Origin of the sequence: Kiloniella sp. EL199, from assembly GCF_900313065.1 — a bacterium.
GTDB lineage: Bacteria > Pseudomonadota > Alphaproteobacteria > Kiloniellales > Kiloniellaceae > Kiloniella.
In genome coordinates this window covers 167,366-193,443 of sequence record NZ_OMPU01000006.1, presented here as the reverse complement: position 1 = coordinate 193,443, position 26,078 = coordinate 167,366, and the positions used below count along the sequence as shown (strand labels likewise).

The 26,078-nt window shown below is 44.9% G+C and carries 22 protein-coding genes; 10 read left to right on the top strand and 12 right to left on the bottom strand.

The features are described 5' to 3' along the window. Positions 1–321: 321 nt before the first annotated feature. Positions 322–1,170 carry a pyridoxal kinase gene (pdxY, locus tag D9A03_RS04250; RefSeq protein ID WP_162937968.1) on the bottom strand — a complete coding sequence of 283 codons (849 nt, stop codon included), beginning with the start codon at positions 1,168–1,170 and terminating at the stop codon, positions 322–324. 80 nt (positions 1,171–1,250) lie between these two features. Continuing rightward, positions 1,251–2,339 (bottom strand): aminoglycoside phosphotransferase family protein, encoded by a 1,089-nt coding sequence (locus D9A03_RS04245; RefSeq protein ID WP_162937967.1) that lies wholly within the window; start codon positions 2,337–2,339, stop codon positions 1,251–1,253. A 159-nt stretch (positions 2,340–2,498) separates the two neighbouring features. Here D9A03_RS04245 and hutU point away from each other — a divergent pair, with 159 nt between their 5' ends. The 3 genes from hutU to hutC all read left to right on the top strand — a co-directional run bounded on the left by hutU (position 2,499) and on the right by hutC (position 6,620). Next, the gene (gene hutU, locus D9A03_RS04240) at positions 2,499–4,163 is read left to right on the top strand and encodes a urocanate hydratase (RefSeq protein ID WP_120495979.1); all 1,665 of its coding nucleotides are present in this window, start codon (positions 2,499–2,501) and stop codon (positions 4,161–4,163) included. Continuing rightward, positions 4,160–5,692 (top strand): histidine ammonia-lyase, encoded by a 1,533-nt coding sequence (hutH, locus tag D9A03_RS04235; protein ID WP_120495978.1) that lies wholly within the window; start codon positions 4,160–4,162, stop codon positions 5,690–5,692. Before hutU ends, hutH begins: the two co-directional genes overlap by 4 nt. A gap of 205 nt (positions 5,693–5,897) precedes the next feature. Beyond that, a complete protein-coding gene (gene hutC / locus D9A03_RS04230; RefSeq protein ID WP_120495977.1) occupies positions 5,898–6,620 on the top strand; it encodes a histidine utilization repressor in 723 nt (240 codons plus the stop codon). A 37-nt stretch (positions 6,621–6,657) separates the two neighbouring features. On the opposite strand, the gene mnmC is transcribed toward hutC, so the two are convergent. The 3 genes from mnmC to D9A03_RS04215 all read right to left on the bottom strand — a co-directional run bounded on the left by mnmC (position 6,658) and on the right by D9A03_RS04215 (position 11,827). Then, the gene (mnmC, locus tag D9A03_RS04225; protein WP_120495976.1) at positions 6,658–8,667 is read right to left on the bottom strand and encodes a bifunctional tRNA (5-methylaminomethyl-2-thiouridine)(34)-methyltransferase MnmD/FAD-dependent 5-carboxymethylaminomethyl-2-thiouridine(34) oxidoreductase MnmC; all 2,010 of its coding nucleotides are present in this window, start codon (positions 8,665–8,667) and stop codon (positions 6,658–6,660) included. A gap of 125 nt (positions 8,668–8,792) precedes the next feature. Then, the gene (locus D9A03_RS04220; RefSeq protein WP_120495975.1) at positions 8,793–10,832 is read right to left on the bottom strand and encodes an AsmA family protein; all 2,040 of its coding nucleotides are present in this window, start codon (positions 10,830–10,832) and stop codon (positions 8,793–8,795) included. Positions 10,833–10,975: 143 nt separating this feature from the next. Beyond that, positions 10,976–11,827, bottom strand: a complete 852-nt coding sequence (locus D9A03_RS04215) for an OmpA family protein (protein WP_120495974.1) — start codon at positions 11,825–11,827, stop codon at positions 10,976–10,978. Between the two features lie 584 nt (positions 11,828–12,411). Between D9A03_RS04215 and D9A03_RS04210 the strand changes: the two genes are divergently transcribed. Beyond that, complete coding sequence (locus tag D9A03_RS04210; RefSeq protein ID WP_120495973.1) at positions 12,412–12,654, top strand: CDGSH iron-sulfur domain-containing protein; 243 nt, start codon at positions 12,412–12,414, stop codon at positions 12,652–12,654. Between the two features lie 26 nt (positions 12,655–12,680). Here the strand turns inward: D9A03_RS04210 and D9A03_RS04205 are convergent, their stop codons facing one another. Genes D9A03_RS04205 through D9A03_RS04175 form a run of 7 tightly spaced genes read right to left on the bottom strand, consistent with a single transcriptional unit; the run spans position 12,681 to position 19,886 of the window. Then, entirely contained in the window at positions 12,681–13,778 is a 1,098-nt protein-coding gene (locus D9A03_RS04205) for a carbohydrate kinase family protein (RefSeq protein WP_162937966.1), read from the bottom strand. A gap of 17 nt (positions 13,779–13,795) precedes the next feature. After that, positions 13,796–14,869, bottom strand: coding sequence for a class II fructose-bisphosphate aldolase (gene fbaA, locus D9A03_RS04200; RefSeq protein ID WP_120495971.1), 1,074 nt, complete (start codon positions 14,867–14,869; stop codon positions 13,796–13,798). Positions 14,870–14,908: 39 nt separating this feature from the next. Then, positions 14,909–16,000, bottom strand: a complete 1,092-nt coding sequence (locus tag D9A03_RS04195; RefSeq protein WP_120495970.1) for a Gfo/Idh/MocA family protein — start codon at positions 15,998–16,000, stop codon at positions 14,909–14,911. Positions 16,001–16,025: 25 nt separating this feature from the next. Further along, the gene (gene nagA, locus D9A03_RS04190; protein WP_120495969.1) at positions 16,026–17,186 is read right to left on the bottom strand and encodes an N-acetylglucosamine-6-phosphate deacetylase; all 1,161 of its coding nucleotides are present in this window, start codon (positions 17,184–17,186) and stop codon (positions 16,026–16,028) included. Beyond that, positions 17,186–18,217: an SIS domain-containing protein gene (locus tag D9A03_RS04185; RefSeq protein WP_120495968.1), complete on the bottom strand. Its 1,032-nt coding sequence runs from the start codon at positions 18,215–18,217 to the stop codon at positions 17,186–17,188. The genes nagA and D9A03_RS04185 overlap by 1 nt, the downstream gene beginning before the upstream one ends. Before the next feature lie 17 nt (positions 18,218–18,234). Continuing rightward, positions 18,235–18,996, bottom strand: coding sequence for a GntR family transcriptional regulator (locus D9A03_RS04180; RefSeq protein WP_120495967.1), 762 nt, complete (start codon positions 18,994–18,996; stop codon positions 18,235–18,237). Next, positions 18,993–19,886: a BadF/BadG/BcrA/BcrD ATPase family protein gene (locus D9A03_RS04175; RefSeq protein WP_120495966.1), complete on the bottom strand. Its 894-nt coding sequence runs from the start codon at positions 19,884–19,886 to the stop codon at positions 18,993–18,995. The genes D9A03_RS04180 and D9A03_RS04175 overlap by 4 nt, the downstream gene beginning before the upstream one ends. A 280-nt stretch (positions 19,887–20,166) precedes the next feature. Between D9A03_RS04175 and D9A03_RS04170 the strand changes: the two genes are divergently transcribed. From D9A03_RS04170 to D9A03_RS04145, 6 genes are all read left to right on the top strand, one after another. Further along, on the top strand, positions 20,167–21,063 hold the full coding sequence (locus D9A03_RS04170) for an N-acetylmuramic acid 6-phosphate etherase (protein WP_216825377.1): 897 nt from the start codon (positions 20,167–20,169) through the stop codon (positions 21,061–21,063). Positions 21,064–21,127: 64 nt separating this feature from the next. Further along, positions 21,128–22,399: an ABC transporter substrate-binding protein gene (locus D9A03_RS04165; protein ID WP_120495965.1), complete on the top strand. Its 1,272-nt coding sequence runs from the start codon at positions 21,128–21,130 to the stop codon at positions 22,397–22,399. Positions 22,400–22,536: 137 nt separating this feature from the next. Then, positions 22,537–23,421, top strand: a complete 885-nt coding sequence (locus tag D9A03_RS04160; RefSeq protein WP_254054982.1) for a carbohydrate ABC transporter permease — start codon at positions 22,537–22,539, stop codon at positions 23,419–23,421. A 12-nt stretch (positions 23,422–23,433) separates the two neighbouring features. Next, positions 23,434–24,267: a carbohydrate ABC transporter permease gene (locus tag D9A03_RS04155; RefSeq protein WP_120495963.1), complete on the top strand. Its 834-nt coding sequence runs from the start codon at positions 23,434–23,436 to the stop codon at positions 24,265–24,267. A 78-nt stretch (positions 24,268–24,345) separates the two neighbouring features. Next, on the top strand, positions 24,346–25,509 hold the full coding sequence (locus tag D9A03_RS04150) for an ABC transporter ATP-binding protein (protein WP_120495962.1): 1,164 nt from the start codon (positions 24,346–24,348) through the stop codon (positions 25,507–25,509). A gap of 284 nt (positions 25,510–25,793) precedes the next feature. Continuing rightward, a complete protein-coding gene (locus tag D9A03_RS04145; RefSeq protein WP_162937965.1) occupies positions 25,794–26,042 on the top strand; it encodes a chaperone NapD in 249 nt (82 codons plus the stop codon). Positions 26,043–26,078 lie beyond the last annotated feature (36 nt).

The window sequence follows — 26,078 nt, the reverse complement described above, 5'->3', positions numbered from 1 at the left end:
TTTTACACATAATTACGAGAAATTATTTTCTCAATTACATTAACTCACAGTGAATAGATGACATGTTTTGAAAAAATTACAAGTAAAAATGAAATTTTTTAAAATTAAACACTTAAATTTAGTAAAATATAATTTCAACTATATAAATTCATTGTAAAACAAAATACTCACTTCAAACAAAAATAATATTTACAAGTAAAATCAACATTTTGAGTGACACAAAACCTTCAAAAAGATATATTTTCACCATACATAGAAATGGGTTTTTCACCCTTCTCTCTAGAAGATACAGAAATCACGCCGGGGAAAATAATTTTATATTTACACTTTTTTATATGTAGTTACTTGCTTTGAATCGATAATACATTTTTGATGTGTGATTATATCCAGCTCCTTTAAATCAGACATCACTGTATGCTTGATTATGGAATATACGGCATTCAAAGATAAGTTGACCGCAGCCATCTCATCCTGCCCCAGGAGTATTCTGGCAATGAACATTCCCGTAAAAAGATCACCGGTACCCGAAGGCCCATTTTGTAAAAATGGCGTGGAGTACAACGTTGCATCATCAGGACGAACCACCAACGTATGTGTGGTTTCTTCGTGCCCAGAGTCTGCAGAAGTAATCACTACACACCGTAAATTAAAGTTATCCATGAATTTCCGGGCAACGGCAACCATATCACTATGGTTTTGACAACTCGTCGCTGTAAGGTTATCAAACTCAAATTTGTTGGGTGTTATTATATCGGCCAGAGGCAACAATTTCTGCGTAATTAGCTCTGGTATTCCCGCTTGAACAAAAAAACCTTTCCCGACATCCCCCATTACAGGGTCGAGACAATATATTCCTTGCGGGTTACATACTTTAAAACGCTTTACGGCTTGCTCAATAACATATCCATTGTCTAGCGTTGCAAGGTAGCCGCTCTGAAATCCTGCACTTCCATGAAAAGCTCCGCGTTCTTCCAGCCCCAAAAACAGATCTTGCAAAAGCTCACTCTTTATAGCCTGTCCATAAAAACTAGGATGTGCAGGATGGTTAGATAGAATTGTCGTTGGAACAGAATGAACAGAGATCCCAAGCTTTTGCATAGGGAATACCGCTGCAGAATTCCCAACATGCCCATAGCAGACATGAGACTGGGTAGAAATAATTGATGGCATGGCTATTTCCCTTACATCCATTCAACAGTCACACGTTGACTTACTAAAAGTATTTCTCCCAGAGTTCTCTCCAGACACAATCAAGAGAGCGAGACAGAATAACCTTCCGTTAAAGTAGCTGACCTCAGAACCTTTTCTTGATCAATAGTTTGAGACTCTAACTCAATCACATAATCAGGGAAGTATGTGTCAAACCAACTCTTTACAGGTTTTAAAATATCATTTTGTAATGAGATATTCATCAAGCTGCTAACACGCTTTACATGTTTTAAATAAGCATCCTTTTGATCTCGCGAATAGAGACGAGTAAATAACCCGAGTACCTTGGCATGGCGCTGAGCAGAAAGCGCATAATACCACGACATAAACGTCCGCCCCTCGTCGCTTTCTCTGACTATTCCCATTGTCTTGAGATAACGATTGATCATTCTTACCCTCAAGCCATCGTCAATATCACGGCGGGCATCTTCCACCAGCGACATCAGATCATAAGGCGCAGCCCCAAGCACAGCCGTCTGGAAATCCAAAAGACCGCATGATGCAACACCCTCGCGCCCATCCAGAATCATAAGATTATCAATATGAAAATCACGCAAAACCAACGTGATAGGTAACTCTGGAAGGGGCTTAAAAACCTGACACCAGGCAGATACATAAGCTTGTCGCACCTCAGCAAGTAACGCTGTTCCCGTTATGCTCGGCACATACCAATCCGCCATAATAAGCGCTTCTTTGATCAAAAAGGCCAGGTCATAGGGCGGCATATCAATTTGAGCCAGTTTTTCAGATGAATGCATTGTAACCAACACATCAACAGCAAGCTCATAGAGCTTTTCTTCATCCCACCCCGCATTCAAAAGTTTCGCGTAAGTATTATCGCCAAAATCTTCCAGCAATAAAAAGCCCCTTTCAATGTCTTCGTGATGGATAACCGGTGTCGAAACACCACAAGATAATAAATGTCGCCCAACCTTAGCGAACACCGCAACAGGTTCAGCAATACCCGGCGGTGCATCCATGACAATCTTCGTTTTGCCCTCTTTGTTTAATCTGAAATAACATCGTGCAGAAGCATCAACAGGCAAAGCCTCAACAGCAGCACCTTCCCAACCTGCATTATTTATAAAAGCGATTCTCTGCTGTTCTCTTTGATCGGGGATAATGCTCACCAATAACTCCACATACAAAACACACATATTCTCAATAGCTTTTCACCTTATATCCAAAACAGAAAAGGAAAAACAGCAGATGTCATATTCAGGATATTGACAAGATGTATAGACAAGTTATTTTGTATATACATATTCCTGAATTGGAAAGTTGGAAAAATGAAAAAGAACACACGCACAATCCGTGCCCCACACGGCCCGGAACTTTCATGCGAAAGCTGGCTTAGCGAAGCCCCGCTTAGAATGTTGATGAACAACCTTGACCCAGATGTTGCCGAACATCCGGAAGAATTGGTTGTTTATGGCGGGATTGGACGCGCAGCCAGAAACTGGGAGTGTTACGACAAAATCGTTGAGAGTTTGAAAAAGCTCAAAGACGACCAAACGCTTCTCGTTCAATCTGGTAAACCCGTTGGTATTTTCCCAACGCACTCAGATGCTCCGCGTGTTCTTATTGCCAACTCCAATCTGGTTCCAAACTGGGCAAACTGGGATCACTTTAACAAACTGGATAAAGCCGGCCTGATGATGTACGGCCAGATGACTGCAGGGTCATGGATCTACATCGGCAGTCAGGGTATCGTTCAAGGCACTTACGAAACCTTTGTCGAAGCTGGACGCCAACACTATAACGGCGATCTTTCCGGTCGCTGGGTCCTCACTGGCGGTCTTGGTGGCATGGGCGGCGCACAACCACTTTCCGCTACAATGGCTGGCGCTTCTATGTTGGCTGTTGAATGTCAAGAAGATCGCATTGATATGCGTATCCGCACAGGTTATCTGGATAAAAAATGCAATGATCTGGATGAAGCACTCAACATTATTAATGACGCTGTAGCGAATAAAAAAGCAATCTCTGTTGGTTTACTTGGCAATGCCGCTGATGTTTTCCCAGAACTTGTCAAACGTGGTGTTCGCCCGGACATTGTAACGGATCAAACATCCGCACACGACCCCCTGAATGGTTATCTTCCACAGGGTTGGACTTGGGGCGAATATGTCGAACGATCTCAGAAGGATCCCAAAGGAACCACGACTGCGGCAAAGAAATCCATGGCTGTTCAGGTCCAAGCTATGCTTGATTTCCACGCACAGGGCATCCCCACAGTCGACTACGGCAACAACATTCGCCAGATGGCGCTAGAAGAAGGCGTTGAGAACGCATTTGATTTTCCGGGTTTTGTCCCTGCCTATATCCGTCCTCTCTTTTGTCGGGGTATAGGACCCTTCCGTTGGGCTGCGCTTTCCGGTGATCCAGAGGATATTTATAAAACGGATCAGAAAGTCAAAGAACTTATTCCGGATGATCCGCATCTGCACAACTGGCTGGACATGGCGCGTGAACGCATTCATTTCCAAGGCCTGCCATCCCGTATTTGCTGGGTTGGATTGGGACAACGCCATAAACTGGGCCTTGCCTTTAACGAAATGGTTCGCAATGGCGAACTTAAAGCACCAGTTGTAATTGGCCGTGATCATCTGGATTCAGGATCAGTTGCCAGCCCGAACAGAGAAACAGAAAGCATGATGGACGGTTCTGACGCTGTTTCTGACTGGCCATTGCTTAATGCGCTCTTGAACACAGCCGGTGGTGCTACCTGGGTATCTCTTCATCACGGTGGGGGTGTCGGTATAGGCTTCTCACAACATTCTGGCGTAGTCATCTGTGCCGATGGCACAGAAGCTGCTGACAAACGATTAGGGCGTGTTCTCTGGAATGATCCCGCAACAGGTGTTATGCGTCATGCAGATGCCGGATACGAAATTGCTAAAAAATGTGCTCGAGATAACAATCTCGACCTTCCTATGGAGTCAGATAAATGAAATCGCTAGTGCTGACACCTCGTCAATTAACACTTACTACTTTACGCGCCCTTACATTTGATGATGTGAAAATTGAACTGGACCCTGCTTGCAAAGCACAAATTGCAGCGTCGACAGAAACAGTTCGTGATGTACTTAGAGACGGCAGAACCGTTTATGGCATTAATACCGGTTTCGGACGCCTTGCCTCGACACGTATTGATGACGAACAACTGGAAGAATTACAAAGCAATCTTGTGCTGTCCCACGCGACAGGTATGGGTCCCTTGCTTGATGATGAAGTTGTTCGCCTTATTCTAGCACTTAAGGTTACGTCATTAGCTCAAGGTTTCTCAGGTATCAGACAGGAAGTTCTTGATTACTTGATCACCTTCTACAACGAGGGCCTTTACCCTTGCATCCCGTCAAAAGGGTCCGTCGGGGCCTCTGGTGATCTGGCTCCCCTCGCCCACATGTCAGCCCTTATAATCGGAGCAGGAAAAGCCCGTTATAACGGCGAAATAATGCCTGCCAAGGAAGGGTTGGAGCGCATTGGATTAAAACCAATGGTTCTCGGCCCGAAAGAAGGCCTCGCCCTTCTAAACGGAACTCAGGTTTCAACAGCCTTGGCACTTGTTGGACTGTTCAGAGCTGAAAACCTTATGAATGCCAGCACACTTGTTGGCGCCATGAGTGTTGAAGCTGCCAAAGGTTCACATGTTCCTTTTGACCCGCGCATTCAAGAAGCCCGTGGCCAAATCGGGCAAGCTGATATTGCATCCGTTTTCAGAACAGTTCTCGATGGCAGTCCAATCAATGAAAGCCACACAGACTGCTCAAAAGTTCAGGACCCCTACTCTCTTCGCTGCCAACCTCAAGTTCTTGGTGCCTGTCTGGATCACATGCGTTTTGCAGCAAGTATCTTCGAACGTGAAGCCAATGCTGTGTCTGATAACCCGCTGGTTTTCACAAAAGAGGGTGACATTCTTTCAGGTGGTAACTTCCATGCCGAGCCCGTAGCCATGGCATCTGACGTCCTCGCCCTTGCCATTTCAGAAATGGGTGCCCTGTCAGAACGACGTATTGCTCTCTTGATGGACAGTTCAATGTCTGGTCTCCCTCCCTTCCTTGTTGCCGGAAGTGGTCTTAACTCTGGCTTTATGATTGCACAGGTTACCGCTGCGGCCTTGGCATCAGAGAATAAATCCCTTGCCCATCCTGCCTGTGTTGATAGTTTGCCTACATCTGCCAATCAGGAAGATCATGTTTCCATGGCAACTTTTGCCGCAAGACGCTTATCTGATATGGCAAAAAATACAGCCGGTGTTTTGGCTGTGGAACTTTTATCTGCAGCCCAGGGTATTGATTTCCTCAAGCCATTGAAAACATCACCAACCCTTGAAACTGTAATGGAAAGGCTGCGCAAAGACGTAACATTCTTCGAACAGGATCGTTACTTTGCCGACGATCTGGAAGCTGCAGAAGATCTGGTATGGAAAGGAACTTTCAATTCGATTTCCGCCCCCGACTTTCTGCCGAGTTTCAAGTAAACGATCAATCTGGCATATGCTTTCTAATAATTTGAGTTTTCTATTAAAGAAGCTCGTTATAGAGGCTGATTGACACAATTACAGTGTATTTTCAGGTGATTTGTAAGTTTCTACTGGAAATACACTGTAAAACCATGCATCTATTAATTCATTACAAATAATAACAAGAAACGATTAAAACGCCTTAGGCGCGTGGGGATTTATAATGGACGCTGGGAGCTTCGATAAAAAGGTGCCTCTTTACCAAAAGGTGAAGGACCATATTATTGGCCATATTCAATCAGGCGAATGGAAACCTGGTTTTCAAATTCCGTCAGAAAACGAACTGACACAAAGCCAAAATATGTCCCGCATGACTATTCACAGGGCCTTACGAGAGCTCACGACAGACGGATGGTTGATGCGTGTTCAAGGCGCAGGTACCTTTGTCGCAGAACCTCGCCCACAGTCTGCTGTACTTTCAATTAAAAGTATTGCCGAAGAAGTAAGATCCCGTAATAGCGAATATAGCAGCGAAGTCTTATTACTCACTCAGGAACAGACTTCAGCTCATATTGCAGGCGTTATGGAAATTGAACTCCATGCACCTGTTTATCATTCTATTATCATTCACAAAGAAAATGGCATCCCAATCCAGTTAGAGGATCGTTTCATAAATCCAGCTTCGGCCCCTGATTATCTAAAGCAGGATTTTAGTGAAATTACTCCCTATGACTACCTGGTGAAAGCCGCTCCGTTAGATAATGCAGAACATAGTATCTTTGCCATTGCTCCAGAGGAAAAACAGGCTGAACTGCTACAAATTACCAAAGCAACACCCTGCCTATTATTAAGACGGCGAACATGGTCTGAAGGACAAACGGTTACCTATGCCAAACTCATCCATCCCGGTGATCGCTATAGTCTGGGCGGAACCTTTCAGGGTTAGAAGGACGATGAAATACTCGAGTTAACTGGGCAATAAGCTACAACCCTTTTTTGAGATCCCTCATCAAAAACCGGGCGGGATGTATAGCATCTCTGATCGTGGTCGGAATTGGCAGGGCGTCACAGCCACATATTAATTTCATCAGGTAGTTTGCCATCAGAGGTGCCGTTAAAAAACCTCGGGAACCAAACCCCACTGCACAGAACAGGTTTTCGTAATATCCTCCCTGTGGCCAGGAAGACTTGCTTTTCTGACCATTTTTAAGACCAGCATAATCATGGCGATACTGCTCTTCATGATAGATCGGACCAACTAAAGGCAGACGGTCAAATGTTGTTCCCCGGACTGATGTTCGACCACCTAAATCAGATGAATCTATCTGCATCGAAATATTGGGAACAATTTCGCTTAGAAGTGTCAGATTATGATCATGACGTTCTGCCGTAACAGATTTGTTTTCAGCTTCATCATAACAATAGAGCCTCTCGAAAGTGGCACCAAAGACGTGCTGTCCTTTGATCACGGGGGTAATATACCCACTACCATTCACGATGGTTTTTAAATCTGTGCTGACCTTGTTAGGTGGGCAAGTGCTGACTTGTCCCCGGTTCATGATCACAGACAGGCTTTCAGACTGTGTAAAATTCCTGACATTGAAAGCATTGGCAAGAACAACGCTGTCAAATTCCAAATCTTTATCGCTTCCTGAAATCGAAAGATTCCATTTACAGTGCCCTTGATCAGCATAGGGTTCAAGCGATCTCACTTCGCAATTAAGCCGAGTATCAACCTTATCAGTCAAGGCTTGTGCAAGCCTTGTCGTATTGAGGCACCCTGCGTGTGGATACCATACCCCCGACGATGAAAGATCAATGCCCGCAATTTCAGAAGCACGCTGAGCGTTTACAATAGAAAAATGATCTCGCGGAAGAACATTAGAAGGAACAAAAGACTGACGGCGCTGCAGCTCTTTGTCATCACCAATAAGGTCCAACGAACCACACTGATGATGCCAGATTTCTTCGCCCGTTTGTTTTTCCAGCTTTTGGTAAAACTTCAGGGCAAAGAGATAACAGGACGCCAGATACTGCCCCAACACAGTACCATTACGCATTAATTTAGGTTCAAATACTGCAGCCGGGTTTCCCGAAGCCCCTTCGGCAACAGATGATGCCTTGTCAATTAAAGTAACATCAACACCAGCACGCGACAGGCTGTAAGCAATACAATTCCCGACTATTCCAGCACCAATAACTGCCACCTTTTTGGGTTTTCCGGGTACTTTGGGGATATCAAACCAAGGCACAGATCCAAGATGAAATCTTTCTTGATCTCCATCGGCCTTAGTTGGGGAAAAAACGCCCGTAATACGCTCACGCTTAAACGCATACCCCTTACATTTTTCGATCCTAAATCCGGCATCTGTTAACCCTCGCCGGACATGTCCTGCGGCTGTAAAGCTGGCTAACTTTGTGCCTGGTTTCGACTTTGCAGCCAAGAGTTCGTAAACTTCCGCATTCCACATATCAGGATTTTTATTGGGGGCGAAACCGTCCAGAAACCAGGCATCAATTGTTCCGGAAAACTCCGTTAGAACATCCCTTACATCTCCAAAAAGGAGAATAAGCGTAATATTATCTTGCTCAAATTCAAGTGTATGAAAACCAGGGCTTAGATCAGGGTAAGCCTTAACCAGTTTCTCTCGAACATTCCCAAGCTTATCCCATGGGTCCAAGGCTTTCTGTAATTGACCGCGATCGAGAGGAAAGCCTTCGACGGACACAAAGGTTAAATGTTGATCTGATCGAAATGTTTTTTGCCACTCGTTCCAAGTGACCAAAAAATTTAATCCAGTCCCAAACCCGGTTTCCCCGATGATTACATTCTGCTTGTTTTGCCAAAGATCTTTACCACCAACGCCATTCAGAAAAACAAATGCACTTTCCTCTAAACCATTAGCGAGGGAATAATACACATCATCATATCTGGTAGATACCGGAACAAGACTATCCCGCCATTCAAGTTCGGCTTTATTAAATTCAGTCATACAAAAGCTCGTCAAAGGAGATTATGACTTTTAACTTTTTGCAGCATTAAAGAAAAGCACCCTAGCCAGAAAATAAAAAAGCCAGCTACCCTTAAGATAGCTGGCTTGCAAAGTTAAGTGTGATCCTAGTTACCAAAGAGTTTTTGCAAAGTCTCTTTCGGCTTTTCAATAACTTCATCAACGCCACCTGCATCACCATCGCCAAGAGGAAGCTTTAGCCCCTCTTCACCATTCGTGACACCTTCGATGAGCGCTGAAGGATCTTTCAACTGATCAGTTAAGGCACCCGCCAAATCAGGTGCAATCTTTGGATCGCTCCAGGATCCGGTAATCATTAACGGGACAGCCAAACCTTTGGCACCAGTATCACCACCCTGGCCTTCAAGATCTCCAACAAGTTTGGGTTCGATACGATAGTTCAGGGTTTTAGGAGGCATCGGGACGGTTCCTTTGCCAGAAAGCCTGAACAAAGGTGCAATCATGCTCAAATCCTGATTATTTACAACACCTTGCTGAATTGTATAGGTACCAGATAGCTCGGCAAAGTCAGTAGATTGCGCTTCATCAAATGAGTTTTGCAATGCATCTAACGATACGTTACGGATCAAACCGGGGATATTTACCCCCTTAACAGCACCATCTTTAAAAATGAAATCGCCGTTGCCATTTAGGTTTGAGACCATCGCCTTTTGAGAAACCCCCTGTGTTGTCAAACTTGCTTTAGAATTAAGGGTTCCCAAAAGTTTTTCAAAATCAGCACTATCAGACAACAATGGTTCTGCCTGAACCCCCGAAAGGTCAAAATTGATTGCAGTTGTCGGTGTTGCTTTTGAACTATCAAGAATAACTTTACCGCGGGCTTGTCCGTCATACAAAGCAAGCTGTTTCAAATCTGCAGTTAATTTTCCGCCTTGAAGTAAAATACCAAGTTCACTGACTCCAATTGTAATTTTGCGAACCTTTACACCTTCCGACTTCAAAGCTAAGTCTGCATTTACAGCTTTTAATCCAGAGAAATCAATCGGCTCATCGCTCCAACCTTGATCGGCCCTCGCATTCTGTCCCGTAGCTGCCCCACCAGATGTACTTCCAGAAGTGGCATCTGCAGTAGCAGATGATTCAGGTGGTAAATATGGCGTGATATCGAGAACACCAGTAGAAAGCGCCGCTACAATACTTGGTACAGTACCAGAACTATCAATCTTCAAAGCACCTTGAGCAGTCAAAGCATCAAATGCGAGAGATACATCATCGAATGCAATCACTGGACCCTTCAGGTCAAGCTGTCCTTTCACAGACAATGGACCAAAGGTTTCTTCGTTTTGACGCTCAATCGGTGCACCAACCCAATCAGTCAGCCCCTTCACGGATGGAACATCAAGATCAAGCGCCCCGGCCAGAGCAAAAGCACTTGCCTGCTGTGCAGTTCCATTGAAGCTAAAGTTCACTGGTGATGAATTGACAGATGCTTCAAGCGCCGTACTGCCGCCATTCATCAGGCCTTCAAGATTAGCAACATCCGCCTTCAAATTAATTGTTTCTGCCTTCCAGTCCAATCGGCCATCCAAAGACAAGGGTTGATTAAGTGCTTTCAGCGATACTTCAAGGTTTAACGCTTCAATATCTTCTTTCGTTCCAGAAGAAAGATCCGTGAAGTGCAGTTCCCCATTTTCAATACGGACATCCCCCAAAGACAGCCCGCCAAGACTGGAACCGTTACTTCCATCTGAAGCGTCAGAGCTTTCAGATGCAGCAGTATCATCCACTGATGTTTGTGCACCTTCAAGTTCCCAGTTTGGCTTGCCCGCTGCATCAACTTCAAGATTAATTATCGGTTTCACAAGAACGAAGCGATCAATGACGACCTCACTTGATAACAAAGGCATAACCTGTAACTCGAGTGCCATCTGCTCAAGAGTTACCATGTCTTTACTTTGCCCCTGTTCGTAGTTCGACAAAGCCACATCGTTTATTTCAACAGCAACAGTCGGAAACAGGCTGAGAGAAATTTTCCCTCCAATTTTCAAATCGCGTCCCGTCGCCTCTTTCGCTTTTGCCGCAATTTCAGGCTTGTAATCCTCAAGAGAGATAAAGAAGGGAGCAACCAATAGAACAGCAATGACTAGAAGAACCAAGCCGCCGATTGATAAAAATATTTTTTTCATTTTCAGTCTCCATTACACGATTTGATAAAAATCATGCAAATGACACGATTATTGAAGGATTTAGACGAATAACAATTAAGGCGGTACTCGCATTAAGCCAGTACCGCCTTTTAATTCTGGCATCGATCAGCCAGACATGTGAATTACTTCACAAGCGTCACAATAACGCGACGGTTTCTGTATTCAGAGATACCATCACCTGTATCAACCGCAGGAGCATTCTCGCCAACGCCCTGGCTTTGAACGATAGAAGCAGAGACACCATGGCTTTCGAGCGCAGTCACAACCGCAGCAGCACGTCTGTTCGCCAGATTTTGATTGTATTCAGATGAGCCCGCTGTATCTGTGTGGCCTGCAACAATCACTTTAGATGGTGAGTGTTTTTTGACAGCAGCAACAATCACAGAAACTTCTGCCTGTGCATCAACGGTCAAGACATCAGAGTCGAAATCAAAATAAATCGCATAAGGCGCAGGTGCAGCCGCTGGCGCAGGTGCCGGTGCTTTTGGTTTTGGTGCCATGGCAGCATCAACCTTGGCCATTGCAGCGAGGAAACCATCACGACAAGCCGCGATATGATCAGGTTGAATATTTTCTTCCTGTTCCTGGATCCAGCAATCGAACATAACCTGGGCACTTGCCGCAGAAGTCGGTGCAATATCAGCAGCACCATTTGCTAGCGCAGCAGACAGTCGATCATGTGCAGCAGACAGATCATCGACAAACTCTGCACCCAGATCCCAGTTAGCTACTTCTTCAGGAGCAACAACTTTGCCATCAGCAGAGGCCAATGCTTTATCCGCAAACAGATTAGAATCTGTCCAATCTTTTTCAGACTTTTCATCGCCAGAAAGACCGACGTAACCTTTGTAAAGTTCTCTTGTGAACGAAGAGCCTGTTGGCTCTGCATCGCTGGCCATCTGATAACGATCAGCACATGCAGATAAAGTTACAGCCGCAACACCAGCTACCAAAGCAAATTTTAAACCCCGCATGATATTCTCCCTTGAAGGTTTAGATATTCATTGAAAACGAGACAAACTACAAACAGATCCAGGTACTAAATAATAAAGATCAATTCACACTCAATTGTAAAATGTAATCACAAACAAGAATGAACAGATTATCGGTTCTTTCACTAAAATACTAGGGATCACATTCCCAGCCCTATTATTTACACAGAGAAAATAACACAAAATCAGATAGATACCAAAAGGAATCAATACTTGTCGCTGCCTGATGTTCTCCTAAAGTTTGGTTGACACTAGAATAGAACAAACAAAACATCAACCAGAAGTAATTAAAACCTTTGTTTGCTTAACGTCTTGTTAAGAAGAATATAGATTTGGCCTTAAAACACATCTTGGTAAAATTACGTACCAATATAATGTTGTTTTATTAAGCCTTTTAAGGGCGGCCATAAAAGTTCGGAAATATCATCTCTTCCCTCAAACACACAGCACATTAATGTCTCTTTATCAGTATCTCATTAGTCTGACGACTAAACCAATGGACGATATTTAGATAATAACAAAAATAGTCAAATATGATATTATGGAAAAAAATCAGGAGAATATAAATGGAAACCCCTGAAATTACAGACACCACGCCAATAACAATAACACTTGAAAAAGGGAAAACATATTTCTGGTGTGCTTGCGGAAGATCAAAAAAACAACCCTTTTGTGATGGCAGTCACAAAGGAACCAGCTTTCAAGCACTCTCATTTACAGCAGAAAAAACCAAGAAATACTTTCTCTGTCAATGTAAACACAGTTCCAATAAACCCTTTTGCGACGGAAATCACAAACACTTGCTGTAAAAACAAGAACCCATGACATTAAGTGTTTATAGGCTGTAGCATTGATATTTCTGCCAATCAGCCTTATCAATACCAGATAGAAGTTGTTCTTGAGACAACAGGCCGGATTGCGTGTCCATTACTGAAACAACAGAAGCAGAATTAACAGACGCAGCTTTCAGTGCCAGTTCCTCGCCTTTATCAAGACCGATGAAGGAAGCAAATGTTGAAGCAAAAGAATCTCCGGCCCCCGCTGTTCCCATAACCTTGGCTTTTTGTGCCGGACAAAAGATAATTTGCTTATTGGTTCCCAGATAAGCACCCTCTTTACCGTTAGTTACCAATAAACGTTCCGGTCCAAGGCAGCTTATTATTTTGGTGAATTCGCGTAACCCCATCATGGTACCGGAAATACCAACGCCCTTTTTCAATAATTCAGGGAGATTTTTGTCACCTGAATAGGCGCAAGGATTAGTCGCATCAATTTCCGACTTTGCCGAAACAAAAGGCACCAGTTGCCCGGCCTCAACCTCATTCATTACCAACACATCAATATACTGAAGAGAATTCCAGAACGACTGAGTTCGCGAAGATAACTGGCGAATGCCAGGATTGGCAACAACAAGGCTACCAGCAGCCTTCGCTAACTTTACAATCTTTGGGAAACAATCAGCTGATGCACCGCTCAAGCCCGTTACGTATGTAAGACCAACACCTTCGAACATTTCCGGCTTGATTTCATCCAGGGTAAGCAACGTATTGGCCCCACGGGCAACAAAGATTGTCGGGTTTCTGACATGCGACGACACCATTACAGCGCAGCCAGTTGGCAAATCTGCGTTTGATAAAACCCATCGACTACCAATAGATTTTTCTTCCAAACGCTTTAAAACCATCTGACCTTCGATGTCATCAGCCAATTTGACAACACAAGAAACATCTATACCCAATTGAGCCATAGACACAGATGCATTGATGGCACCGCCACCAGTGTGAGTTTCAATGTTTTCTGCATCAACTTTTTTGCCTTCCTCCAAAAGAAGAAAGTTCGTGATCGCATTATGCATTGTCATACGTTCGATCTCATCGTCAGAGACTGAAGCGATAATATCGACAGTAGCCCCACCCAGTGTCAGTGCCTTCATCATTCCGTCCTAATTTATTAATCGTTTGCCAGAGACTTGCCTACAGAACCCAGAACAGAGAAAATCTCGTCCAGTTTCGCGCCCAGTCCCTGCTCTGCCTGACGCACCCATTTACGTGGGTCATATTTGCTCTTTAACGGCTTGCCTGTTTCCGGATCAATCTGAGCAACAAACGCATTCTGATTTGCATTTACATAGACGCCGACAGGCTCGGAATATGCATACTGAAGGTCTGTATCAACGTTCATTTTAAAAACACCATAAGATACAGCTTCTTTAATATCTGACTCTGAAGAACCAGAACCACCATGGAAGACAAGATCAAGTGATTTTTCTTCCAGGCCATAGCGCTCTGACATTAATTTTTGAGAATCTTTAAGGATTACAGGGCGAAGTTTAACATTCCCTGGCTTATAAACACCGTGAACGTTACCAAATGAAGCAGCAACAGAAAAATCACCAAGCGGGTTTAACTGCTCATAAGCATAGGCCACGTCTTCTGGCTGCGTATAGAGTTTCGGATTGTCCGCACCAGTGTGCTCGGATCCAACACCGTCTTCTTCCCCACCAGTAACACCCAGTTCGATTTCCAGGCTCATATCAAGCGGTGCCATTTTTTTCAAATAGTCCGCACAGGTACCAACGTTATCTTCTAAAGACTCTTCGGACAGGTCGATCATATGTGAAGTGTAAAGAGGTTTCCCATTCTTTTTGCAGAACTTTGCGCCCTCTGCCAAGAGCCCATCAATCCATGGCAAAAGTCCGCGATTGGCATGGTCTGTGTGAAGCACAACACAAACACCATATCCTTCGGCAAGAAGGTGTACGTGCTGCGCCAAGGAAACTGCGCCAAGCACTTTGCCCTGAAGACCATCCGGATAAGCTGCACCGGCGTAAAAGCCAGCGCCACCATTAGAAACCTGAATAATCACATCTGATTTGTTGCGTGCTGCCGCTTCCAGAACAGCATTAACAGTACTGCTGCTGGTGACATTCACCGCTGGCAGTGCATAGTTTCCAGCCTTACAAGCCTTTACGAGTTTCTCATATTCCTTACCGGTAACAACACCCGGGCGAAGTTTTTCAGACACCGCCGATCCTCCCTGTTTTTCTATGTCAGAAAACGCATCTTAGCGTTTCAAATGTACAACTTGACCACTTCGAACCGATTCATCCGCAGCCAAAACAATTTTCATACTGTTCACAGCATCCTGCATGTGAGATGTCAAATCTAAATCGTCTATAATGGCTTTTAACAGGAACTCCTGCTCTCTTTGACAGAGGGCATCGTGATCAAGTTCATCATCCATTCGAATTAAATTGTCTTTATGTGCGAACGACTTATCATTATTCAGTTTCGATGAATGACATAATAATGCCGATGTTTTTGTATGCGCATCAATATCATCAGATTCCATTGCCTTGTCTTCTGCCCGGTTCTGATCTTCGGCAACAATAGACACACATCCTTTGGGGCCAATCACATCCTTAACAAAGAATGCCGTTTCACTCATCATTGGTCCCCAGCCCGCTTCGTACCAGCCCACGGAACCATCATCATAGGTAACCTGTAACTGACCATAATTATACATATCAGGGTCAATTTCATCACTTAAACGTACACCAATTGCATGCACTTTAACTGGATGAGCCTGTGTCATCAGACACATCATATCAACATAATGAACACCGCAATCCACAATGGGGGAAATACTTTTCATAAGCTGCTTATGAACTTGCCAGGTTTCACCACTGCTTTGTTGATTGAGGTTCATCCGCATTACCAGAGGCTTTCCCAATTTTTGGGCTTGAGAAACAAATTCCTGCCATGAAGGATGATGACGGAGAATGTAACCAATAACCAGCTTAAGCCCCTTCTTTCGAGCAGCTTCGATTACTCTCTCTGCCCCGGCAACAGTATCTGCAACAGGCTTTTCCAAGAAAACGTGTGCACCGACCTCAAAAGCCTTTAGGGCATAGGATTCATGTGTATCTGGCCAGGTATTGATCGAAACAACATCCGGTTTTAGCCGATCAAGCGCTTCGTCATAATCTGAAAATCGATCATAGCTGGAGATTTCAATGGGCAAAGGTGTATTGTCGTGCAGGCTTCTGCTGCAAAGCCCAACAATCTCATAGCCTTCAAGAAGGTGATAGGCTTTGGCATGGGACTGCCCCATATTCCCCAACCCAACAACAAGAACCCTCTGCTTATTACCCATCACCAAATTCCCTCTATGGAGTCCCCTAAACTTTCAAGCCATCCATTTCCGTGTCACGCCCATCAACCCAGGTATCAAGAACAAGGTCGGCATCATCCAGCAAAACCATTGATGCCCTATAGCCCTTTTCGATACGTCCGAGTTCATTCCCCAAACCAAGAAATTCAGCCGGATACAAAGATGCCATACGCAGAGCTTCGTCATGGGAAAGATCTAGCATCTCGACAGTATTGCGAACCGCTGTTGCCATATCCAGATGTGCACCAGCCAAGACACCTTCGGCAGTTGTACAGCGTCCCTCGCGACTGTAGATTTTTTGCCCGTAAAGTTCAAAAAAATCCTGATCGCTACCCACTGTGGCCATAGCATCTGTAACCAACATCATCTTCCCGCGCTTCTTTGCTTTGATCGCATTTCGTAACGTAGCAGGATGAACATGATATCCATCGACAATTAACCCGCACCAACTGTCATCATGATCCAGCGCAGCACCAACTGCACCAGGCTCTCGGCTATCCATCGGGGTCATGGCATTAAATAAATGTGTAAAGCAACTCAAGCCTTCGGAAAAAGCCGCTTGATAATCATCATAAATGCCTGCGGTATGTCCTGCAGCAACCAAGACACCACATTCAACAAGTTGTCGAATAATTCCAGATGTATTTTTTTCTGGGGCAAGCGTAACCAGTGTCTTGGCACCTTTAAGACCTGTCAAAAGATGCAAGGCATCTGTTTCCATAGGCCTAATCTTATCTTCTTGATGTACCCCTTTTCTTATCTGATTAAGATAAGGACCTTCCAAATGAATCCCCAGTATACCGGGCTCATTGCCATCAACGGCTTGCTGAAGTGCAGAAATGGCAGATTCCATAATGGGGCGATCATCAGTGATCAAGGTCGGAAGCATACCTGTTGTACCATAGCGTCTATGTGCCTGGGCAATAGATTGCAATCCGGTCAAAGATGTATCCTGATTAAACATGACACCACCACCGCCATTGACCTGAACATCAATGAACCCCGGCACCAGCCTTGCACCATTTAAGTTTCTGACACAATCCACATCATCAGGAATTTTAATAGAAGTCCCGACAGCCTCAATGGCGACACCATTGATAATAACTGTCGCTGCATCCACCCACTCTTCCCCGGTGAAAACATGTGCATTGGTCAAAGCAGTTTTCATCAAACTGTCTCCGTTACTTTTTTCAAATGGCGGGGATTATCTGGGTCAAGACTGCGCATCTGAGTAATTTTCTCTGCCATGACATAAAAGCTTTGGATCATCACAGGTAACTGACAAAAGGGATGAATATTCGTTTCAATGGGTAAAACGCCCTTGCTCAAGTTCCCTTCCTGAGCAGTAAAAACAGCTCCGCCCTTTTCACGGAAATTCTCTGCAAGTTCCCCCACAGAATCCCATGACTGATCACGCTGCCTGAACAGCAGAACAGGATAGTTATCAGCCACAAGAGACATTGGCCCATGTTTTACTTCGGCCGCACTAAAAGCTTCAGCATGAATATAGGATGTTTCCTTGAATTTGAGAGCAGATTCCAGAGCAATACCAAACCCGGGTCCTCGGCCAACGGTGAAGAGATTGGACGATGCTGCCAACAGTTCAACGGGTTCAGACCAATCCGCAGATAAACCCCGGTCCAATTGATCGGGGAGTTTTTCCAAAGCTGGTAACAAGCCACTGTCAAAGTTCCAGATTGCGCTCAGTTGAAGCAAAGCCGTCAAAGACGCGATATAGCTTTTCGTGGCCGCAACAGAGTTTTCAGGTCCGGCGTGAAGTGGCAGATAACAATCTCCCAAGGCCACAAGCGGCGATGTCGCATCATTACAAATACAAAGAACAAAAGCGCCCTGATCTTTCGCTTGTTGCGTCGCCTGCACCAGATCGGGACTGCGCCCGGATTGAGATACAGCAATAAACAAACTATCTTGTAACTTTAAGGTTCCGCCATAAAGTGTAGAAACAGACGGCGCAAAAGAAACCACTGGGATACCAGTACCAATTTCCAATACATATTTCGCAAAGGCACAAGCATGGTCAGAACTACCCCGAGCACAGGTGGCTATAAAGCGGAACTTTCTATCACGGATCTGTCTCGACAGATCTTCCAGAACATCCCTGTTGGCTCTGAGTTGTCTTGAAATCACTGCCGGTGTTTCGGCAGTTTCTTTTGCCATAAGGCTCATTGTATTAATCATGATTCGTTTCACTCATATTAATCACGGCTATCCAAATAGAGTTCAGCAATGAAATCATAGCTGTCTCCACGATAATGAGAGCGGGTAAATTCAATAGGACGCATGTCGGGCAAAAAAGAGCGTCTTTCGATATAAAGAGTTGGCCCCCCAACAGGAACTCCCAGCAAGTCAGCTTGCGTCGGTTGCAATAATTCAGCCCTGAGCCTTTGCAAGGCTCTCAAAGGACGTAATCCCGATTTATCCAGCACACTGTAAAGAGAATCTTCGACGACCAAAGGGTCCGGCAAAAATTCCTGTGGAACAGTGGCCAATTCGATGGCTAGTGCCTTGCCGTCTGCACAGCGTATTCGATGTAAACGCGACACCCCAACGCCCGGCGACAAATTCAGCGCCATCGCTTCTTCCGGGGTCGCCAATCCTGTCGCACGCTCAACCCAAACAACAGACGGTTGCATTCCCCGGGCAGTAATATCTTCAGTAAAACTGGTTAGTTTGGAAAGCGGTTGTTCCATGCGTGACGCAACAAAAGTGCCTGCCCCATGACGCTGAACGAGCAAACCATCCCGAACCAGTCCCTGAACTGCTTTGCGAACAGTCACGCGAGATACTTCCAATTCAGTGGCGATATCGCGCTCACTAGGCAACGCATCTTCAACTTTAAATGCGCCACTTTCAATCGCCTGTCTGATTAACGTTTGCAGCTGCTTATAGAGCGGCGTTGGATTACTGCCATCCAATCGGGATTTTACCTTTAACGCGCGAAACGTGCTTACTTTCATTTTAAAGCCTCCTGACCACCAGAAGCCTTTTTTCGAACCATTCTAATGGCACCGTCCATCGCATCACCATGCGGGTCTCTTAGAATTTTTTGATATTTTTCTGGCAATCTGGGAGCAATGCGCTTTGAAACGCCCCCCATAAGACAAATAGTTTCAACACTCTTATCAAGCAAAGCCTGCATCATGCAGCCTGCTTCGTGTACCGATTTAGCGACGATCCGACCCGCCAGTTCATCCCCCTCATCGGCATGATCAAAAATAAGGGGTGCAAAGGAACCATAATGATGAGGTTCGGCTTCTTCAGCCCACTTAACCATCACTTGGCGATCATTTTTAAAATGCGCCATAATTGCTTTTGTCAAAGGAGTTTCCGGTCGACAACCTTCAGCAGCAAAAAGCGAACTGCGAACTGCTGTTAACCCAAGAGCAGCGCCGCTGGCATGATCAGAAATCTCAAACCCCCAACCGCCCACATTGATGACTTCATCCTGAACAATACCCAGCCCACATGAGCCTGTTCCCAAAATAAGAATGCCCCCGTCCTCACCAGCGTGAGCACCTAAACACGCTGTATAGGCATCGGTTGCTCCAGTAACAGATGCAAAAGAATGTGGAAAAGAAAGCATTGCTTGAAGCTCGCTTTCCAATCCGAGACCCGCCAGCCCCAAGCCAACATGCAACGAAGAAAAATCTTCCCTACCTCTACCCGATTGATGCAGAGCTTCAAGACAGGCCTTTTCTATTTCGTAATAAACACGAACAGCTCCGAGTCTTGAATTTGATGGCCCGGCAAACCCTTCGCCAAGAACGTCACGATTCGCATCCTCAATTCGAACACGACAGCTCGTTCCCCCACCATCAACACCTGCGTAGAGCATTTCGTTTATCACTTACCACTCCAGAACCAATAAAAGACCAATATACAAAACCAATTGAATACCAATTTATGGTATTTTTGACTAAAGGTAAATTCAAAAGATTTTATTTTTTTGTACCAAAGTAATTTTATTTGAAATTATTGTTTAATTTCAAAATGTTAAACAAAAACAAAAATAAATATTTTATTAATGAAATGATTTATAAATTACAAAAATAGAAAAAATTGATTTCAAATTGGTTTCTTTTTGGTATTATGAAACCAACTATTCACAAATTAACGGATTAAAAAGCTTGTCGAAAGAGATGCAGGGTACAGAAAAACATAGTCCCCGTTACCACAACCTGGATACTTGGCCTGCCGAGGACATTCTTGAGTCGCTATGGGCGTCTCAACTCAGAGCCATCTCTTGCATACAGCATTCAATCCCGGAAATTTCAGCAAGCGCAGAAGCAATTGCCAATCGCCTGTCAAATGACGGGCGTCTTTTCTATATTGGCGCAGGATCTTCCGGGCATCTCGCCATTCAAGATTGTGTCGAACTCAATCCGACTTATGGTTGGCCTCTGGATAAAATGATTCCACTGATCGCGGGGGGCAAAGACGCTCTTCTTGCGCCCATGGGTGGCGCAGAAGACGATGAAACCATTGCTATCGACGCCCTTAAGCAACATGAAATAAATGCACAGGATGTAATCATCGCCGTCGCGGCAAGTGGATCGACACCTTACACTTTGGCCGCTGCCAAACACGCCCGTTCCCAAGGTAGCTTGGTCGTCAGTATTGCCAATAATAAACATGCGCCAACCTTTGAATATGCAGACCATTCTATTTTCCTGGATAGCGGAAGTGAAGTTATAGCCGGATCAACCAGAATGGCTGCTGGTACAGCACAAAAAGCAGCTTTGAATATGTTGTCCACTCTCACAATGACAAAGCTTGGCCATGTTCATGACGGATTGATGGTATCAATGGTTATCAACAATGAAAAACTGGAAAAGCGTGGTGCCGCAATTATTCAGGAGATTACCGGGACTGACAATCAAACCGCCAAAAGATGCCTGGAAATGGCTGATAAAGACATAAAGCTCGCAGTTCTTTTAGCAATGAATCACTCTAAATCTGATGCAGAAAAAGCACTCACTGATAATCAAGGACACCTACGGTTGGCAATAGAACAACTCAAGTAACTTAAATTAATAATCTTAAAAAAACCGGGAAAAACCCGGGTACTTTCTTAACTCGGAGGATAAGATGAAGAAAAGTAATCTCACACTAGGCACAAGTGTTGCTGCAATTGCTTTGGCAGCTGCTTCACTAACACCAACCGTATCTGCTTTCGCAGATGAACTGGTTATTGAAAGCTGGCGCACAGATGATTTGGACATTTGGGAAAGCCAGATTATTCCTGCATTTAACAAATCACATCCCGATATCAAGGTCCGCTTTGCGCCGTCACCACCAACAGAATATAACGCCAACATGAACGCCAAGCTGACAGCTGGCACAGCTGGCGATCTGATTACCTGTAAGCCTTTTGATGCCTCGCTTGACCTCTACAACAAGGGTCATCTGACAAAAGTTGATGACCTGCCCGGTATGGAGAACTTCTCTGGTGTTGCAAAATCGGCCTGGCAAACAGATGATGGATCCACAACATTCTGCCTGCCAATGGCATCAGTGATCCACGGTTTTATCTACAACAAAGAAGCCTTTAAAGAGCTTGGCCTGGAAATTCCGAAGACAATTCCCGAGTTCATGGCTGCTCTTGAAAAGATCAAGGAAGACGGCACCTATATTCCAATGTCAATGGGTACAGCTGACCAGTGGGAAGCAGCAACTATGGGCTTCCAGAATGTTGGTCCAAACTTCTGGGCTGGTGAAAAAGGCCGTAAAGGTTTGATCGACGGTACAGAAAAGCTGACGGACCCTCAGTATGTAAAAGTATATGAGCATCTTGCCGAATGGGGACCATATCTTGGTAAAGGCTACAAAGGCCAGTCTTATCCGGATAGCCAAAATCTCTTTAGCTTGGGCCGTGCAGCGATCTACCCTGCAGGATCATGGGATATTTCGACATTTAATGGTCAAGCAGACTTTGAATTCGGTGCTTTCCCACCACCTATTCCCGCAGGACAAGACACTTGCTACATCTCTGATCATACAGACATTGGCCTTGGCATCAATTCAGCATCCAAGAATGTGAAAGCAGCCGAAACCTTCCTAAGCTGGATGGCATCTGCTGAAGCTGGCTCCATTTTCTCGAATGCCCTACCTGGATTCTATGCCCTGTCAAAGCACGAACTAACCATCAGCGACCCTGTTGCTCAGGAATTCGTGAGCTGGCGTGGCAAGTGTGAATCTTCTATCCGTAATTCCTATCAGATCCTTTCACGCGGCACACCAAACCTTGAAAACGATCTCTGGAATACCTCTGTTGGCGTTATTAACGGCAGCATGACGGCAGAAGAAGCAGCCAAAAAGGCACAGGACGGACTTGCTAGCTGGTATAAACCACAGCAATAAAAAGTCTGCTATAATAAAACGCCGGTGCCTTATCGGTACCGGCGTTTTGCATATAAATTACGTCCCAATCGAAGTGAGTACCTATCCATATGGCCTTAAAAAACCAAAGGGGATCGTTCTTTCGAACACATGTCTTAGTGTTCCTTTTGCCTGCGGCCCTGATCTATACCCTGTTTATGATCATCCCCCTGATCGATACAGTCAGATACAGTTTTTATGACGAAACGGCCGAGGGCATAACATCCTTTGTCGGTTGGGATAACTATGTTCTCATTCTCACCGATGAACGTTGGTGGACAGACTTCAGTAATGCACTAGAGAATAACTTTATCTTCTTTGTCATTCATATGTTTGTTCAAAATCCAATCGGGCTGCTTCTAGCCGCCTTGCTAAGCCTTCCAAGATTAAAGATGGCAAACAGCTATCGCACACTGATCTTTATGCCCACAATGCTATCAGTTGTAATCATTGGCTTTATATGGAAGTTAATTCTCAGTCCACTTTGGGGTGTTGGCGATACCCTTGTAGGCTTTGTCGGAATGACTGATGGACTGCCCTCTCTACTTGGCGAAGAGTCCACGGCTCTGATCACTCTGTCATTTATTTCCGTATGGCAATTCGTTGGTATTCCGATGATGCTGATCTACGCCGCCCTGCTTAATGTCCCTGATGATCTTGTCGACGCAGCCATTGTTGATGGCGCGAACCAGTGGACGGCTTTCTGGCGTATTAAATTACCCTTGATTTTGCCAACAATCGCAATGGTTTCTGTTTTAACCTTTGTAGCAAACTTTAACGCATTTGATCTCATTTATGCCGTCAAAGGCGCCCTTGCAGGTCCAAACTTCGAGACTGACATTATGGGCACAATGTTCTACCGCACGTTCTTTGGTTACCAGCTACAACCCGGCAGTGCCACATTGGGAGCCACTGTTGCCAGCTTGATGTTCCTGGTCATCCTTTGCGGTGTCATGCTCTATCTTTTTGTTATTCAACGTCGCTTACAGCGCTATCAACTTTAGGAGGACGGACAGATGAAACTCTCAAAACGCGTTGGCCCGTTAGGCGTTCATGCCGTCCTTATGTGTTACACACTCATTGCGCTGTTCCCTATTTACCTCGTGATCATGAATTCCTTCAAAAGCAAAAAAGGAATTTTCAGAGATCCACTCGCTTTTCCAACAGGAACGACTTTTGATCTTGTTGGTTTTGAAAAGGTTATCGCCAGATCATCATTTGACGTCTATTTCACCAACTCCATATCGGTGACAGTCATAAGTCTGATTTTTGTATTGCTACTGGGTGCAATGGCTGCATGGGCCTTGGCTGAATACGACTTCCCCGGTAGTAATATGATGGCACTTTACCTTGCTATCGGCATTATGATCCCCATACGCTTGGGCAGTGTTAGCTTGTTGAAGATGATTGTCGGCATGGGACTGGTGAACACGCTTACTGCTCTTGTTCTTGTCTACACGGCCCAGGGTCTGCCCTTGGCCATATTCATACTCAGGGAATTCATTGCGCAAATACCCAATGATCTGAAAGAAGCCGCCCGGTGTGATGGTGTATCCGAATACAGGATTTTCTGGTCAATTATATTGCCCCTTATACGTCCGGCACTGGCAACGGTAGCGGTCTTTACCATGATACCAATCTGGAATGACCTCTGGTTCCCGCTTATCCTCGCCCCAAGTCAGGAAACAGCAACAGTGACACTTGGTATCCAGCAATTCATCGGACAATATGTTACAGACTGGAATGCGGTATTGGCATCACTGACCCTGGCCATTGTCCCTATCCTGATCCTTTACGTTATCTTCTCTCGACAGTTGATACGTGGACTGACATCGGGGGCTGTCAAATGATCCGGACAAAACAAAAAACAAAAAACCTTATAATACTCATGACAACATGCACAGCTGTGCATCAGGAGAGGTAGATTCATGGCTGATATCAAACTTTCAGGTATCAAGAAATCCTATGGCAAAGCTGAAGTTTTGCACGGGATAGATATCGACATCAAAGATGGCGAGTTCGTGGTCTTTGTCGGCCCATCCGGTTGTGGAAAATCAACACTTCTTCGGCTCATTGCGGGTTTGGAAACCATTTCTGATGGCACACTTCAAATTGCCGGAGAAACAGTCAACGACATGACACCTTCTCAGCGCAAGATTGCCATGGTCTTCCAATCATATGCGCTTTACCCTCATATGACTGTATACAAGAACATGGCCTTTGGATTGACCCTTGGCAAGAAAGGTCCGCTTGGGGGACTTCTTGGCGGCGGTGAAAACAAAAAGCTGATTGATGAAAAGGTTCATAAGGCAGCAAAGAGTCTGAAGCTGGAAGATTATCTTCACAGATATCCTCGCGAACTTTCCGGTGGACAACGCCAGAGAGTTGCCATTGGTCGCGCTATTGTTCGCGATCCCAATGTCTTCCTCTTTGATGAGCCACTAAGTAACCTTGATGCTGCATTGCGGGTAAACACCAGACTGGAAATCGCCAAACTCCATCAGGATCTGGAAGCAACAATTATATACGTGACCCACGATCAGGTTGAAGCCATGACGCTGGCTGATAAAATCGTTGTCGTAAACGGTGGCCACGTCGCACAATGCGGCTCTCCGCTTGAACTTTATCACCACCCAGCCAATAAGTTTGTCGCAGGCTTTATTGGCTCTCCATCCATGAATTTCCTAGAGGGCACGGTTACTGCCACTCATGCAGGAAGCCTCGATGTGCTTCTGGATTATGATAACAGCACGGCAAGCATTCCGGTTCATCCTGATGAAACCAAAGTTGGTGACAAAGTTACCATCGGCATTCGCCCTGAACACATGAAAGAAGGTAATGATCAATCCTTCAAGCTCTCGGCTAGGGTAAATGTCGTCGAGCGACTTGGCGAAGCCAGCTATCTCTATCTGGAAAATGGAGACAACGATCCTCTTTGTGTGAAAACCGATGGACACAGCACAACAAAGGCAGGAGACAAGATCGAGCTCTGTACTGACTTTTCTGCCGTCCACGTTTTTAATGCCGAGGGTAATGCTTTGCCTCGCACAACCAGCGATGAAAAATATATCGCCCCCAAATTAACTGCCTAAATCAATCAAGTTTACCCTACCTTTAGCCCGGCTCTCTCATAGAGAGCCGGTTTTTCTATGTCCTTAACCCAATTTATGCACCTGCCCTTCATAAGAGGCATACTCAAGGTAAGTTTATTTGATCCATATCAAGGACATCAAATCTCACTTTTATATAATAATTAACATCAGGCGCGAATTAGATCTACTATTGCGTAAGAGATGAGACATAAAACAACTGAAAGGCGAATAGATCAGATCAAATCTGGCATCAAGCTTTTCATCTGTCGGTGGGTAATATTGATATGAAAAAAGAGTCAGAACTCTTCATTTCGAGCCATGTAGCGCAAATATCTCCAGATAATCTGGAAGCAGCGCTTACAGCAATCCTGAAACATCCCTTTGCAGATGTTCCCGTTGTTGATGACAAGGGCAAGGTCGTTGTCCTTATTGATGCCCCCACAAGTAAGGATGCTTTATCAACCATTGAAAGTATCCGATCCGCAGAGGAAATTCTCGCTCTCTCCCCCGTCTATCAGCACCAAGAAGACTAATCCTGGAATTTAGTACAAACTTTACTGTTACATTAA